Origin of the sequence: Brucella anthropi ATCC 49188 (genome assembly GCF_000017405.1) — a bacterium.
In the GTDB taxonomy this organism is placed as follows: Bacteria; Pseudomonadota; Alphaproteobacteria; order Rhizobiales; family Rhizobiaceae; genus Brucella; species Brucella anthropi.
On the sequence record NC_009669.1, the window covers coordinates 47,786 to 62,545 of the forward strand.

Below are 14,760 nucleotides of genomic sequence, written 5' to 3' on the forward strand. Positions count from 1 at the left end.
CTTCACACGCCGCTCTTGCCGGCGCGACCTTCAAAATAGTTGGCGCGCACCGCCGCGCCGATCAGGTTCACGATCAAGCGCCCCGCCGTTATGCAGGTAATCTGATTGACGTCGGTCGCAGGCGTGATCTCCACGACATCCATCCCGACAACCCTGCCCTTCTTGACGAGACCGTGGATCAGTTTGCGCGCCTGCAGGAAGGTCATGCCGCCGGCACATGGCGCGGCGACGCCGGGGGCGCCCCCAGGCTCGAAGGCATCCAGATCGACCGTAATGTAATAGCGACCGCCATCAGGGATCATGTCCAGGACAGGCTCGACACCGTGATCATGCAGATCATAGGCCGATACGAGATGTGCGCCATAGGCTTCCGCTGCGTCGAACTCTTCCTGACGCCCGCTGCCGGTTGCGTGCAGCCCGATCTGAAAAATCTCGCCGACATGATCCATCTCGGATGCCCGGCGGATCGGGCTGGACAGGCCCTGCGTAACGCCGTTGATTTCCTCACGCCAATCAAGGTGCTGATCCAGCTGGATGAGCGTGATCGGCCCCTCCGTGTCGAGCGCCTTGATAACCGGTATGGGAATAGAGTGATCGCCACCCAATATGATCGGCAGCGCACCCGAAGCCACGATCTTGCGGACAACCTCCTCGGCACGCTGCAGATGATCCCCATGCTCGCGCGGATCGGCATATACATCGCCGCAGTCGACTGCGCGAATGGGTCGATGGTCATACATCGGGCCGCCAAGGTCGAAATCGTATCGCTCTATCGAGCGGAGGATTCTGTCGGTCGCCCGGCGCATGGCCAAAGCGCCGCGGCTCTGGTCATTGGCGATTTCGCCGAAGGTGTAGGACGCCCCATAGGGAATTCCCAGATAGGCGATATCGGCAGAGAGCGCATCCAGATCGAGACATGGCTCCGAATACAGGAACGTCCGGTGCTCGGCCTTTGCGGGGATTGTAAGCGGCATAATTTCCTCCTTGAATTGTCCAGGCAGGCTCCTGCGTTTCACCGCTGAGGGCGATGACCGCGCGCTGCCTCGTCATTGCTGTATTCAGTGCCCAAGAATCTGGCTGAGAAAGAGTTTTGTCCGCTCGTGCTGCGGGTTGTCGAAAAACTCGGCCGGGGCATTCTCCTCGACGATTCTGCCTTCATCCATGAAGATCACCCGGTCAGCGACCTGACGGGCGAAACCCATTTCATGCGTGACGCAAAGCATGGTCATGCCTTCGTCGGCGAGCGAGACCATCGTGTCGAGCACCTCCTTGACCATTTCCGGGTCAAGAGCGGATGTCGGCTCGTCGAACAGCATGATCTGAGGCTTCATGCAAAGCGAGCGGGCGATGGCGACACGCTGCTGCTGCCCACCTGAAAGCTGCCCCGGATACTTGTTTGCCTGTTCTGGAATCTTGACCCGTTCCAGATAGTGCATGGCCACTTCCGCCGCGGCCTTCTTCGACATCCCCCGCACCCAAATCGGGGCGAGCGTGCAGTTTTCCAAGATCGTCAGATGCGGGAAGAGATTGAAGTGCTGGAAGACCATGCCGACTTCCCGGCGCACCTCATCGATCTTCTTCAGATCGTCGGTGAGTTCGATGCCTCCGACAACTATCCTTCCTTTCTGATGCTCTTCCAGGCGATTGATGCAGCGGATCATGGTCGACTTGCCGGAACCGGACGGCCCGGCGATGACGATGCGTTCGCCCTTCATGACCGTCAGATTGATGTCGCGTAAAACCTGAAAATCCCCAAACCATTTGTTCATGTTGAAGATTTCTATGGCCGCCCCGGCACCGCCGGTGTCCGATCGGAATTTCGGCGCGCCAGCCTTGGCCGTAACAAGAGCAGGTTCCATTTGGTTCAATACCTCACATAAGTCGTCCAGTGCCCGGCGGGTCGAGATGACCGCCCGACAGGAAAATTGCGTTGTTCACTGGCTTTCAAAAGCGCGGCGGCTCATGCAATCTTCGTCCTCTCCTCGACCCATTTGCCGCCGAGAGAGATCGAAAAACAGATCACGAAATAGATGAGCGACACCGCGCCATAGACCAGGAACGGCTCGAAGGTAGCGTTTGCGATCATCTGGCTGGCCCGCGTCAGCTCCACGAAACCAACGATGGAGGCAAGCGACGTGTTCTTGACGACCTGCACCAGGATTCCGACCGTCGGCGGCACCGAAATGCGCACGGCCTGCGGCAGAATAATGAGCCGCATCTGCGGCCAGCTTTTCAAACCGAGGCTCGAGGACGCCTCCCACTGCCCCTTGGGAATTGCGAGCACGCAGCCATACCAGGTCTCGGTCAGGTAGGCGCTGCTATAAATCCACAGGCAAAGGCTGGCTGCCAGAAGCGGCGTTGTCTGCAACCCGATCAGCGCCAACCCGAAATAGACCAGGAACAGCTGCATGAGCAGAGGCGTGCCCTGGAAAACGCTCACATAGAGGCTGATCGGCCGGGACAGGGTACGAGGATAGGTGAGCCGCAAGACCAGAAGAAGGAGGGCGAGCGAGGCCCCACCGGCAAAGGCAATCAACGAAAGATAGAGCGTCCAGGGCACAGCCGCGATGAGATTCCGGAAAATATCCCAGGTCGAGAAATCGCTGATCATCGTTGCCCCACCGTTCCGAAATGCCCAAACACGAACTGGTGCCCGACCCAAACCAACAGCTTCCTGAAGAAGATGGCGAGGAACAGATAGAGGATCGTCACGACGATATAGGCTTCGAAGTTCCTGAAGGTCCGGCTTGCTATGACGTTGGCGACATACGAAAGCTCAGCGACCGAGATCTGGCTGCACAGCGCCGAAGCGAGCAGAATGATCACGAGCTGGCTCGTCATGGCTGGCCAGACTCGCTGGAATGCGGGCGGGATCACCACAAGGAAGAAGGTCTGAACCGGCTTCAGCCCCAAGGCGTCTGAGGCCTCGAACTGACCTCGAGGCGTTGCCTCGATCCCCGCCCGAATGATTTCACAGGCATAGGCCGTGAGATTGAACGTCATCGCCACGATGGCGGCAGTCAGACTATTCATTTTCAGACCCAGCGTAGGCAGCCCGAAAAAGATGAAGAATATCTGCCCCAGGAACGGCGTGTTCCTCGTGAACTCGACGTAACAGCGAATGATGATCCGCAGGAATTTCCGAGCTTTCAGGCTTCCCCAGGCACACAATGTGCCCAGGCAAACACCGAGGAAGGAGGCCACGGCCGTGATAACGATGGTCATCACCAGCCCGTTGAGAAGACTGGGCCATGCTGACAGAACGTCGATGAAACTCGATAGACTCATGTTTGGATCAGCCGCATTTCTGTGCTCCCGGGAAAACGGGTTTTAAAAGATCGCGAACCGGTACATCCGCATCGAGAAGATTGAGCGCCTGCAAGAGATCGCGGGCGGGACGGGCACCCAGGACGGTTTGCGTGCCGCCTAGGAATTTTGTCTCGATCTCTTCGGCAGGCAGAGGGTTCGCCGCCGTTCCGGGGGCATGCGAACAAAAGCCTGAAAACCGGCGTCCGTCCTTCAGCGTCAGCAGGATCGAGGCTCCTTCAGGAGCAGCGATACGGCGCGGCAGGTCCCAGTCGGGCCCGCTGAGCATACGGACGCGCGCCATCAGCGCCCGAACCTCTTCGCTGTGCAGTATTTCCGGCTTTAGCTGGTCGAGACCGAGTTCGCCGAAACACGCGGCCGCGGCCAAAGCGAACTCCATGCTGAATTGCGCTTCCCTCACTGTTTCCGGAGAAACATAGATGAGATTGGCCACGACGACGGGCGGCACGTCGCAGACGATTTCCTGAATATCGGCAGCGGCAATGCCCTCCCGCCTCACAATGCCGGAAACAACGTCGATCGCGGCGTGGGAGGACAGGCATACCGGGTACTTCTTGATGTCGATGCCCGGCTCGACAAGGCGCCAGTCGGTACCCAGCCGGGCAACTTCCTCGACGTTGAAGATCGAATTGTTGAAGAGGTTGGCAAACCCCGCCACATGCGAAAATGCATCGACCGGACCATTCGCGCCGCGGGAAGCGAGAAGTGCCCACTTCACGCCCGCTTCGCTCGCCGCCCCGGCCATCAGGGCTTTCGCATCCGTTCCGAAACAGGCTTTCGTACCGCCGGCACCGGCAACCGCAAAACCGATACAGGACTGCATCGCCTCTGCATCCAGCCCAAGGAGCCGCCCGACAGCGACACCTGCGCCTATGGGGCCAATCAGGCCGGTCGTCCACCACCCTTTTTCGTAAAGATCGACCCCGGCAGCCGCGCCCACTGCATATTCGCATTCCGCACCGACAACGATGGCCGTGACGAGGTCAGCCCCCGTCAAATCCCGCTCCTGGGCGACGGCAAGCGCTGCGGGAACGATAATGGCGGAGCCATGGACGAAGCCAGCATAGCAATTGTCGTCGAAATCGAGCGCATGGGCGGTAACGCCATTGCAGAACGCTGCCGCCGATGCCGAACATTTCGTTCCCGCCCCCAGAATATCGGCCCAGCCGGGGCCCGCATTCTCCAGCGCGACCTGTCGCGCCAGGGACGAAACCGGCGAAGCAGTTCCCGCCATGGCGACCCCAATAGTGTCCGTCACACAGGTGCGTGCAACGGCCCTGACCTTGTCGGGGATATCGGATGTGCGCACATTGCTTGCCCATTCAGCAAGCAATGCCGAAGCATTGCGGGAAGCTTTCATCGCCACGATCATTCCTGCGAGAACCGGAAACGAGACAGGTCCAGAACGCTGTTATTCAGGCAGGTCGCCGCTCGGTGCACCCAGCCACTGGAGCGACAGGCGGTCGACTTCGCCACTGGCCTTGGCTTCGCGAATGATGGAGTTCACCTTCTCCAGAAGGCGCGTTTCGCCCTTCGCGACACCGACATAGCACGGCGAATTTGCCAGAACGATCTTCAGCTCGAGATCGAGATCGGGCGAGCGCTTCTTGATGGCGGCGGCAACCGGCGTGCCGGAGGCAAACATCGCCACCTGGCCGGAAATGAATGCTGCTATCGTGCTGTTGTTGTCTTCGAACCGCTTCACCACGGCACCCGGTGCGAGCTCTTCCAATTCCTGGTCCTGCATCGAACCGCGGGTCACCGCGATGGTATGACCGGTCAGGTCCTCATGCTTTTCGATAGGCGGGTTCTTGGCGCCGAACACGGCATCGAAGAATGGAGAATAGGCGATGCTGAAATCGATGACCTTGGCCCGCTCTTCCGTCTTTCCGAGGGACGAGATGGTGAGGTCCGACTTGCCAGTCTGCAGATAGGCCACGCGGTTCGGTGCCGTTACCGGGATAAGCTCGACTTCGACGCCCAGGCTTTTTGCGATCAACCTCGCCATGTCGATATCCATGCCCTGCGGCTGCATATCGCTTCCGACAGAACCGAACGGAGGATAATCGGTAGGAACCGCAACGCGGATCGTCTTTCTTGCGATGATGTCGTCGAGCATATCCGCGGACGCGGGCGCGGCCACGAATGAGGTGACCAACGCGGCCATGGCTGCGATGAATAGTTTGGTCTTCATGATAAGTTCCCCTTTATTGATTTTTGGTCTTGCTACGATGCCGCAGGTTATCCCTGCGGCAACACTCTCCTCCTCCGAGGCATGCGCTCAGTCCGGGATGACGGCCGTGGCGTCCACCTCAACCAGGTACTCGGTACGTGCGAACGCCGTGACGACGATGCCGGTCGAGACTGGGAATACACCCTTCAGCCAACGGCCGACCACACGGTATACATCCTCCCGGTAACGCGGATCGGAAATGTAGATGGTCAGCTTGCAGATATGATCGAGCTGGCTTCCGCATTCCTTGAGCAGCATGTCGATGTTTTTCATTGCCTGCTCTGTCTGCCCGGCGACATCACCGACACAAACACATTCGGAAGTATCCAAATTTTGACCGATCTGGCCACGCAAGTATACCGTGGTTCCACGAGCGACAACCGCCTGACACAGATCATTATCGATCTTCTGTTCAGGGTATGTTTCTTTTGTATTGAATTTTCGGATTCGCGTATGCGCCATCGAATTCTTCCTATGGAATACTTTTCATTCGCAACTTACTTCTCAAGTCGCGATCAGGGTGGGGCAGCCTTCCGATCAGCAGCCGGCTACGAGGAAATGTTATGAAGGTATCATCATTTCGAAAAGCGATTTTTTTGTTGCCTAAGTTTCATTTTTCAATACCTTCCAAATATGAGGAAACTTGACTTTGATGAACGTAATCTGCGGTCTCTTCGGGTGTTCTGCGGGGTGGCGGAGGCAGGAGGCTTCGCGGCTGCCGAGAAAAAGCTGGCGATGTCCAAGCCTTCGATCAGTCGCCATGTCCGGGAGGTCGAAGAGCGGCTTGGCGTGAAATTGTGCGAACGCGGGCCAAGCGGCTTCCGGTTGACTGCGGAAGGCATAGTTGCGCTCGACCTGGCTTCCGCTGCGTTACAGGCGTTGAGCCGCATCCGCCCGGAGATCGATGCGGTACACGGCGTCTTGTCGGGGCGGCTGGCGATTGGCCTCGGGGAGCACACACTGACCCATCCAGGCTGCAGGCTGCCTGAAGCATTGGAGGCCATGCGGGACCGGGCTCCGAATGTCGAACCTCAGATTTACGTGATGACATTCCCCGAGCTGGAACTCGCGCTGAGAGACGGGCGTGTCGACCTGATCATCCGCGGGAACTATCGAGGGGATCGCGACCTCTCCTACTTGCCGCTCTACACGGAAATTCACCGCATATTCGTCTCGAACCGGGTCAAGGATGCGGAGATAGAGCATCTTCCGCTGGTCTATCGGCCACACCCTTATGTCGAAGAAACGCTCAGGATCGGGCGCTATCAAAGGGGGCCCGAAGCAACCGGCCTGGACTCCGTGGCTGCGATGATTGCGACCGGGCATTATCAGGGCTTGCTGCCGACGAACTATGCCCAGTTGATCGAGAAGCGGTTCAGCCTGGTTGAAGCTTTCGACAGCCCGAAATTCCAGCACACTGGCTGTGCGATTGCGTCTTCGCTGCGCCCTCCCAGCTATAGAATAAAAGTGTTCTTGGATATTCTCGACAGAATTCACGGAAGCAAGACAATTCCGCTTCGACCGCACAAGCGCGCATTCTGAGCAGGAAAACACAAATTTTTGAGAAAAATACCTCATCGTCTAAAATATTCAGAAGAAAAATCTTCAAATCAGTGTGTCCGTCTTCAGAGATTTTGAGCAGTTTGGAGGCCTGGGCAATGTCACGTTAACGAGATCGGGACGCGATTGGATTGGTGGCGCTGTTTTCAGCTGCCGCTGGTTACAGAGTTCCATTCGGCCATGGCGCGCAGGCGAGGACTGCGAATGCCGAGAGCGGAGCGCTGTGAGCGAGGCGGGACGAAAAGGCTGCGGACAGCGGAGAAGATCGAGATGAAAAGCTGCTGGCTTCCAGGTGACCGAAAGCCCTGCATTGACCATGCTTGCTTTCTAAGCGGCACGTGCGAATTCTCCGCAAGGTTGTTCAATACCTTATGCGACCAGTGCTCGACAGATGGCTGCTTGCGGCGCAGGTCACGCGCATAAGCCCTCCTGCCCCAGCGCCGGACCGTTTCGTAGGAAACTGAAATGCCTCGTCCAGCAGCATTTCCTCGATCATACGGAGGCTCAGCAGGAACCGATAATACAGCCAGACAGCGTGCGCGATGATCTCAGATGGGAAACGGTGGTGCTTGTAACGTGCAGATGCGGCCTTCATAGCCACCAGCCTATCTCACAAACTGAACTGATGCGGTGGATGCCCCTTCGAGCGGCGTCGTATGATGCCATCTTCGCCGCTGCGGCACATTCGAAGGAGGACACTATGTCAGACGTGCATATTTTGGCGATCGACCTCGCCAAGCGAAGCTTCCAGGTCTGTGGCACCGATCGGGGTGGGGCGGTTCTATTCAATCGCACGGTTTCCCGCGCAAAGCTGATGCAGATGCTGGACGCGCAGGAGCCGTGCATCGTGGCGATGGAAGCCTGTGCGACCAGCCACTATTGGGGGCGCGTAGCGCAGAGCAGCGGCCACGATGTCCGGCTCGTTCCGCCCATCTATGTGAAGCCGTTCGTCAAGCGGCAGAAAAACGACGCGGCAGACGCCGCGGCGATCGCCGAAGCCGTGCTGCGCCCGAACATGCATTGCGTCGCGGTGAAAAGCGCCGAACATCAGGCACGAGCGGTGACATTCCGAACCCACCAGTGCTTCGTCCGCCAGCGCACGCAGCTGATCAATGCGCTGCGGGGCCACCTGGCCGAGTTCGGTCTGGTCTTCCCGCAAGGGCCGGCCCATCTCAAACAGGCAGCGGCCCTGTTGGAGGACGGGACGACCGAGATCCCCGACACCGTCAAGGAGATGGCTCAACTCTATCTAGATCAGATCGATCTTCTTACGGCGAAGATCGACGCCCTGTCCCTCAAGCTGAGGGACGCTACGAAGGAAAACGTTAAGATGCGGCGTCTGTGCACGGTGCCAGGTGTCGGACCGGTGACGGCCGGTGCTGTGATGGCGTTTGCTCCCGATCTCCGGACCTTCTCCAGCGGCAGGAACTTTGCCGCCTGGCTCGGCCTCGTGCTGCGGCAGCGATCGACGGGCGGCAAACAGCGCCATGGCGGGGTGAGCAAAATGGGCCAGACTGATATCCGTAAGCTGCTGATCGTCGGTGCCATGAGCCGGATTCGCTGGATCATTCGAAAGGGCGTCATGCCGGACAACTGGCTCGGACAGCTTGTCGGGCGCAAGCCTCGCATGGTCGCGGCCGTCGCCTTGGCGAACAAGATGGCCCGGGTCATATGGGCGATCATGACAAGGGAGCAGAATTACCAAATGGCGTGAGCGGTCACCTCTGTTGGAGGCAACGGCAAACGTCTAGGGGTCGTTTGGCCCCGGCAAGGAGATCGACTGACGACTATGCGGCAAGGACTTCAATGTTCAGGATGGGGTAAACCAGTCCCGGGGCTCGAGCATAAAGCTCTCTGAACCGATGTGGACCCTATTCTTCGAACTGCATAACGGCCCCGTGGCGCAGGCCGCGATCAGAGGCCTGACACACGACCGATAGAAGCAACACGCTGCAAAAGAAGTCGGAAGAAAAACCTTGCAATGTAGGGGGCATCCACACACGCGCCGGGTTTGCCGGAGGCTCCATGTGTGGATGCCCCGGTTCATGCAAGGGTAAATTCGTGCCGCTGAGCATGTGATCGGGTGCGGTCATGTGTCAGGCCGGTGTTGTCACGTTAAGTTTCTCTGGCCGGAAAGGCCAGGGGCTCGTAGATATTCAGGCGAAACAGGCCGCAATTTTCCATGCATCGAAAGCTTCGAGGCGATGGTAGCGAATTGTGTGTGCGGCTCGGCGACGAGATGGAACAGAGAAACAATTGCGGGTCGCTGAGTGCATGGAGACGAACCGTTGCAACGCTCCAGGTGACCGATGACCTTGCATGGTTCGCTCCCGTTTTCGAAACGGCAGATGTCTATTTTCGGCCCGATTATTGAGGCCCTTGTGCGACCAATGGTCAAGGCCGGGTGCCACTTCTGCCTTTGCTGCACCGTAGGAGCGGAGCTTATCGGTGATCATCCGTTTGGGAGCAAAGCCATAGCGCTTCATTAACGCCACAAGCAATCGCTTTGCCGCCCTTTTATCACGCCGCTTCTGCAAGATTTCTTCGAGAACGGAGCCATGTTGATCCACCGCACGCCAAAGCCAGAATTTTTCTCCAGCGCATTTGACGACCACTTCGTCCAAATACCAAACATCGCCGGGGCGCGCCTGACGCCGCCGCAAGTTGCGTGTGATCTGGGGGCCGAACTTGGCGATCCAACGACGAACTGTCTCGTATGATACGTCGATTCCACGCTCAAGCAGCATTTCCTCAACTTCACGCAGACTAAGGTTGAACCGCAGATAAAGCCACACCGCATGAGCAATAATCTGTGGCGGAAAACGGTGACGCTTGAAGATGATAACTGATGTCTGCATCGCCAAAATTTACGCCCAAACCGTCAGGCAGGCGACTGTAGCCCAGTTAACGTGACAACACCGCGGCCTGATCTTCAGACGCAATTATGCTGCAAGCTCCGCAAAGACCTCGAATGGCGAGCGGTTGTCATTTGCGAACTGCTTCTTGCGGATCATATGTGCTACTTCGATGCCCGCGATTGTCGCTGAAGCCGAATGAAATGCCTTGAAGCTCAACATGTGTTTGGTGACTCGCTTGATAAACCGGTGATCCTGCTCAAGGATGTTGTTGAGATATTTAACCTGCAGGATTTCAATCATCTTGCTGTGACCGGTTTTTTCAGGATTGTGTTTACAGCTTGTGCTCCGGCCAGATTGGCTCCGCTTTTATCAATGACAATTTTGTCTGGAACACCGTTGGCTGCGATGGCTTTCTTGAAGAAACGCCGTGCAGCACCGAGATTTCGGCGTTCGGCGAGCATGAAATCAAGCGTTTGTCCGTCACGATCAACGGCTCGGTACAGATAGGTCCATTGACCACGAACCTTGATATAGGTCTCGTCAACACGCCATGACGCAAGCGTTCGACGTTTACGCTTCTGTGCCTGATCTGCGATCTGTGGCGCGTAACGGACAACCCAACGGTTCAATGTTGCATGGTCAACGTTCACACCACGTTCGGCCATAATTTCCTGCAGGTCACGATAGGAACCGGGATAGCGCACGTAAAAGTAAACGGCGTAAAGGATGACACTTTTAGGAAAATGAGCCCCTTTGAAATCGATTGCCATACCCTGTCACCTCACTCAATTATGCGCTCCGAAGGGACAGTAGCGGAGCAGAAGTGAAGATTTCGCGACAGAACCCGCTGGATCGCGTCGCCTTCTACATCGCCAAGGCGCATTTTTACGACCGGTTCAGGGGAACGTTCAATCCCCGTCAGGAGAAAGTCATTGCGCGTCTGTTCGAGGCAGGACCGGAGGGTTTTATCGGTGGCCTCAGTGCCGACAACTATCTGGCCATAACAAAGACCTCACGCGCAACCGCCACCCGCGATTTGCAGGATCTGGTCGACAAGGGCGCATTGACGCGCAGTGGTCAGCTTCGATTCACCCGATATGCGTAAGCGGGGCAAATTTGGTGGCCAAGACCCTGTTTCTGATTCCAAGTCAGAAAAATTAAACACTGTGCATATCGTGAGTTCCGCATCGATATTTCATGGCTATGGGATTCCTGATTTTGGCAAATCATGATTCTCTTTTGCGATGCCGAAGAGAATGCTTCCCTCGCCCAAGCATGCTGACACGCTTTCACTGAACGCGTTGCGCAGTCTGGTCACGGGTTTGGTTGAGAAAACCGAACGTGCAGAGGCTCGGCTTGAAAAACTGGAAGCTGAGAATACAGCACTCCGTAAGGAGAATGCCGAGCTCCGTCTGGAAAACACCCGGCTTAAAGTTGAGAACCAACTCCTTCGCGATGAAATTGCGCGACTGAAAAACCTGCCGCCACGGCCGCCGTTCAAACCGTCGGGCATGGATAAGGCAACGGACGCGAAAGCTCAGGACAAGCAGGCGGGCAAGAAGAAGCCGCGTGGACCGAAACTGGATGTCGAGCGCGTTGATCGGGATGTGGTTCTTCATGCCCGTGTTCCGGACGGTTCACGCTTCAAGGGCTACAAGAGCTATTACGTGCGCGATATAGTTTTGCGCGCTGAGGTTATTCACTACCGGCGCGAATGCTGGGTTGCTCCGAACGGTAAGACTATTCTTGCGCCGTTACCTGCCGGAATCGTCGGTGGTTATGGCCCAAACCTCAGGCGGCTCTGCCTGATGCTGCATGCGCAAGGTCAGGTCACAGCGCAACGGTTGTCGACCCTGCTTAATGACATCGGCATGGACATCTCCAAACGCCAGGTTGTGCGTTTGCTCACCAAGGGGCTGGATGGCTTTGTTGCTGAGGATGCTGCCGTTCTGCATGCTGGCCTGGTGTCGGAAGCCTATGTAACGGTCGATGACACCGGGGCCCGTCATGCGCGTGATAACTTCTATACCACCCATATTGGCGGCGAGCATTTTACCGTCTTTCGCACCACGAAAACAAAATCCCGCCTGAACTTCCTGTCGCTCTTGCGCGGCAATTATCAGGATTATGTGCTTAACGATGCTACTTCTGATTATCTGAAGACGCGACATGGCGTGGATCCGACAGTCATCGCCAGGCTGCAAACACGCACGCCTCAACGCTTTAGCAACCAGGTCCCCTTTCTGGAACACCTGGCGCAAAAAGGTGTCGACATCTTCGATAAGGACATGGTTCGGGTCGTCGCGGAAGCGGGCATCTGGGGTTCTGTTCGCCACCACGGCCTGCTGGGCAATGCCGTCATTATCTCCGACGATGCCGGCCAGTTCCGGGTTGGCAATCATGCGCTGTGCTGGGTGCATGCGGAGCGGCTGCTGCAAAAGCTGATGCCGGCGACGCCACAGCACGTCCGGTGGGTGGAAAATATACGCGATCTCATTTGGAGCTTCTACAAGGCGCTCAAGGCATTCAGGCAGAAGAGCCCCTCACCAGGATCAATCAGCGCTTTCCGGCAACGGTTTGACCGCATCTTCTCTATCCGGACGGGTTGTATGGAGCTGGACAAGCTGTTGGCACGCCTGCTACGCCGCAAGGAAGAACTGCTCAAGGTTCTCGAACGCCCGGAAATTCCGTTGCACACCAACGCCTCCGAGAACGATCTGCGCAGTTGCGTCACCAAACGCAAAATCTCGGGTGGCACCATGAGCAACGATGGACGCATTGCCCGCGATACCATGCTGGGCCTTATGAAGACCTGCAAAAAGCTTCGGCTTTCCTTCTGGCATTATCTCGGCGACCGGCTTGGTATATCCAGTCAACAAACAGCCATTCCGGAGCTTGCAGGCCTCATTATCGCCAAAGCCTGATCCCACTTACTTCCGACTGTCAGGCTTTGAGAATGGCACCACCCGACCTGCTCTTGTTGGTGCTTCATCCATAATATGACCACCCGTCAAGCTCAGTAATGACGGTGAAACATTCCACTGTTTGTCGTCATCCGTGTGCACCGTCACCGTCTTGCGATTGCGACGAATAACAAAGCCTCGAACCATCGTACCATCTGGCCCTTCAAACATCACGCCACTGCCGATCTTAATCTCCTGCAGCACAGCGGCTGTCTTTTGTTGATGGAGAAACTGCAATCGCTCAACGATGTGCCGGTTCAATTCCATCAGCGTGGCTTCATCAAGACTATCAATATCGAGCTCGGTAATCGGAGTCTTCTTCATCGTGCAATCTATACGACCTTCTTGGGCAAAAGGAATTATGGTAGATTGCAACTCACCGTGCAACTGCACAACAAAATGGCACCGCCAACGGATATGCCCCGCTTACCGAATTTCTAGCGGCGTTACACGACATTTCTTCAAGATAACCTATTCTATATATTATACAAATGTCGCTATACGAAACCAAAACTCGCTCTTGCTTTCGTTACCATGACGTTAACTATACGCGTGCATCACCTCCGATAAGTACAGGTTATCGAAGGTTATTGATTTGAAGCCGCAAATCAGCGAAAGTCGGGGCAAAGCCGCGCCACAGAAAGCCCGCTTTCCGGCCATCAGGAGTTTTGATCTGTGACCACATCGTCCGTTTCCGCCATCGAACGGCGCACCGAAACACTCGATACAATCGCCGCCGTCTTGCCGATGAACCGGCGCGACATGCTGGCTGGCATTTTGACAGACGAGGATGTCGAGACACTACGCCATCTGGTCAATGAAGGCATGGGCGAAAACACGCTGCGCGCGCTAACCTCGGATCTGGCCTATCTCGAAGCCTGGGCGATGGCTGCGACAGGCAATCCCCTGCCCTTCCCCGCGCCGGAAGCCTTGTTGCTGAAATTCGTCGCGCATCATTTGTGGCGGCCGCAGCAACGCGAGATCGAACCCGATCACGGCATGCCAGCTGACGTGGAAGCAGACTTGCGTCGACAAGGCTTTCTGCGCGTGTCGGGACCGCATGCGCCGGCGACCGTCCGCCGTCGTCTCGCTAACTGGTCGACGCTGACCCGCTGGCGCGGTCTGGAGGGATCGTTTTCATCGCCTTCCGTCAAATCGGCAATCCGGCTTGCGGTGCGTGCCCTGAACCGACCGCGCAGCCGCAAGAGTGCAAATGCGATTACCGGCGATATTCTGGGCAAGCTGCTGGCAACCTGTTCCGGCGAGGATCTCACCGCCTTGCGGGATCGAGCTATCCTGATGGTAGCCTTTGCTTCGGGCGGGCGCAGGCGAAGCGAAGTCGCCGGCTTGCGCATAGAACAGCTGGTCAAACAGACCCCTGTCACCGATGAGGGCGGTTCCCCCCTCCCCTCGCTCGGCATCCATCTCGGTCGCACCAAGACCAGTGGTGCCGATCAGGACGAAACCGTCTATCTGACCGGCCGACCCGTCGAAGCCCTCACCCGCTGGCTGGAAGCAGCCAGGATCGACAAGGGCAGCGTGTTTCGAAAAGTCGATCGCTGGGGCAATGTGTCGGCTCGCGCACTTGAACCGAGCGCCGTCAACCGGATCGTCAAACAGCGCGCGCAAATGGCAGGGCTGGATGCCACAGAATTCTCCGCCCACGGCCTGCGCTCTGGCTATCTCACCGAAGCCGCCAATCGTGGCATTCCGTTGCCTGAAGCCATGGAACAATCGCGTCATCGCTCGGTGCAGCAGGCGTCCGATTATTACAATAACGCTACAAGAAGAAGCGGCAGCGCTGCCAGAATGCTATGAA

At 57.0% G+C, this 14,760-nt stretch carries 13 protein-coding genes and 3 pseudogenes; 5 read left to right on the forward strand and 11 right to left on the reverse strand.

What is annotated here, in order from left to right:
* Positions 1 to 2: 2 nt before the first annotated feature.
* The 7 genes from OANT_RS23230 to OANT_RS23260 all read right to left on the reverse strand — a co-directional run bounded on the left by OANT_RS23230 (position 3) and on the right by OANT_RS23260 (position 6,022).
* Positions 3 to 974: an agmatinase gene (locus OANT_RS23230; RefSeq protein ID WP_011982897.1), complete on the reverse strand. Its 972-nt coding sequence runs from the start codon at positions 972 to 974 to the stop codon at positions 3 to 5.
* A gap of 84 nt (positions 975 to 1,058) precedes the next feature.
* Positions 1,059 to 1,769, reverse strand: coding sequence for an amino acid ABC transporter ATP-binding protein (locus OANT_RS23235; protein ID WP_235823079.1), 711 nt, complete (start codon positions 1,767 to 1,769; stop codon positions 1,059 to 1,061).
* A 191-nt stretch (positions 1,770 to 1,960) separates the two neighbouring features.
* Positions 1,961 to 2,611: an amino acid ABC transporter permease gene (locus OANT_RS23240; protein WP_011982895.1), complete on the reverse strand. Its 651-nt coding sequence runs from the start codon at positions 2,609 to 2,611 to the stop codon at positions 1,961 to 1,963.
* Entirely contained in the window at positions 2,608 to 3,288 is a 681-nt protein-coding gene (locus OANT_RS23245) for an amino acid ABC transporter permease (protein ID WP_011982894.1), read from the reverse strand. Before OANT_RS23245 ends, OANT_RS23240 begins: the two co-directional genes overlap by 4 nt.
* A gap of 7 nt (positions 3,289 to 3,295) precedes the next feature.
* Positions 3,296 to 4,687, reverse strand: a complete 1,392-nt coding sequence (locus OANT_RS23250) for an MmgE/PrpD family protein (RefSeq protein ID WP_011982893.1) — start codon at positions 4,685 to 4,687, stop codon at positions 3,296 to 3,298.
* A 51-nt stretch (positions 4,688 to 4,738) separates the two neighbouring features.
* Complete coding sequence (locus tag OANT_RS23255; RefSeq protein ID WP_011982892.1) at positions 4,739 to 5,521, reverse strand: transporter substrate-binding domain-containing protein; 783 nt, start codon at positions 5,519 to 5,521, stop codon at positions 4,739 to 4,741.
* Positions 5,522 to 5,608: 87 nt separating this feature from the next.
* Positions 5,609 to 6,022 carry a RidA family protein gene (locus tag OANT_RS23260; protein WP_009755751.1) on the reverse strand — a complete coding sequence of 138 codons (414 nt, stop codon included), beginning with the start codon at positions 6,020 to 6,022 and terminating at the stop codon, positions 5,609 to 5,611.
* A 171-nt stretch (positions 6,023 to 6,193) separates the two neighbouring features.
* Here OANT_RS23260 and OANT_RS23265 point away from each other — a divergent pair, with 171 nt between their 5' ends.
* Entirely contained in the window at positions 6,194 to 7,102 is a 909-nt protein-coding gene (locus OANT_RS23265) for a LysR family transcriptional regulator (RefSeq protein ID WP_011982891.1), read from the forward strand.
* A 164-nt stretch (positions 7,103 to 7,266) separates the two neighbouring features.
* Here OANT_RS23265 and OANT_RS27000 read toward each other — a convergent pair.
* Positions 7,267 to 7,715, reverse strand: a pseudogene (locus OANT_RS27000) (DDE-type integrase/transposase/recombinase).
* Between the two features lie 105 nt (positions 7,716 to 7,820).
* Between OANT_RS27000 and OANT_RS23275 the strand changes: the two are divergent.
* Positions 7,821 to 8,834 carry an IS110 family RNA-guided transposase gene (locus OANT_RS23275; RefSeq protein ID WP_011982890.1) on the forward strand — a complete coding sequence of 338 codons (1,014 nt, stop codon included), beginning with the start codon at positions 7,821 to 7,823 and terminating at the stop codon, positions 8,832 to 8,834.
* A gap of 442 nt (positions 8,835 to 9,276) precedes the next feature.
* Here OANT_RS23275 and OANT_RS23280 read toward each other — a convergent pair whose 3' ends face one another.
* Positions 9,277 to 9,978 carry an IS6 family transposase gene (locus tag OANT_RS23280; RefSeq protein WP_011982889.1) on the reverse strand — a complete coding sequence of 234 codons (702 nt, stop codon included), beginning with the start codon at positions 9,976 to 9,978 and terminating at the stop codon, positions 9,277 to 9,279.
* Positions 9,979 to 10,062: 84 nt separating this feature from the next.
* A pseudogene (locus OANT_RS23285) lies at positions 10,063 to 10,748 on the reverse strand (IS6 family transposase).
* Between the two features lie 68 nt (positions 10,749 to 10,816).
* On the opposite strand from OANT_RS23285, the pseudogene OANT_RS23290 reads away from it, so the two are divergent.
* Positions 10,817 to 11,083, forward strand: a pseudogene (locus OANT_RS23290) (DUF4172 domain-containing protein); the annotation flags it as partial.
* A 139-nt stretch (positions 11,084 to 11,222) separates the two neighbouring features.
* A complete protein-coding gene (locus OANT_RS23295) occupies positions 11,223 to 12,902 on the forward strand; it encodes an IS66 family transposase (protein WP_011982513.1) in 1,680 nt (559 codons plus the stop codon).
* 6 nt (positions 12,903 to 12,908) lie between these two features.
* Here the strand turns inward: OANT_RS23295 and OANT_RS25975 are convergent, their stop codons facing one another.
* The gene (locus OANT_RS25975) at positions 12,909 to 13,265 is read right to left on the reverse strand and encodes a hypothetical protein (protein ID WP_011982512.1); all 357 of its coding nucleotides are present in this window, start codon (positions 13,263 to 13,265) and stop codon (positions 12,909 to 12,911) included.
* Between the two features lie 351 nt (positions 13,266 to 13,616).
* On the opposite strand from OANT_RS25975, the gene OANT_RS23305 reads away from it, so the two are divergent.
* Positions 13,617 to 14,759: a site-specific integrase gene (locus OANT_RS23305; RefSeq protein ID WP_011982887.1), complete on the forward strand. Its 1,143-nt coding sequence runs from the start codon at positions 13,617 to 13,619 to the stop codon at positions 14,757 to 14,759.
* Position 14,760: the final 1 nt, after the last annotated feature.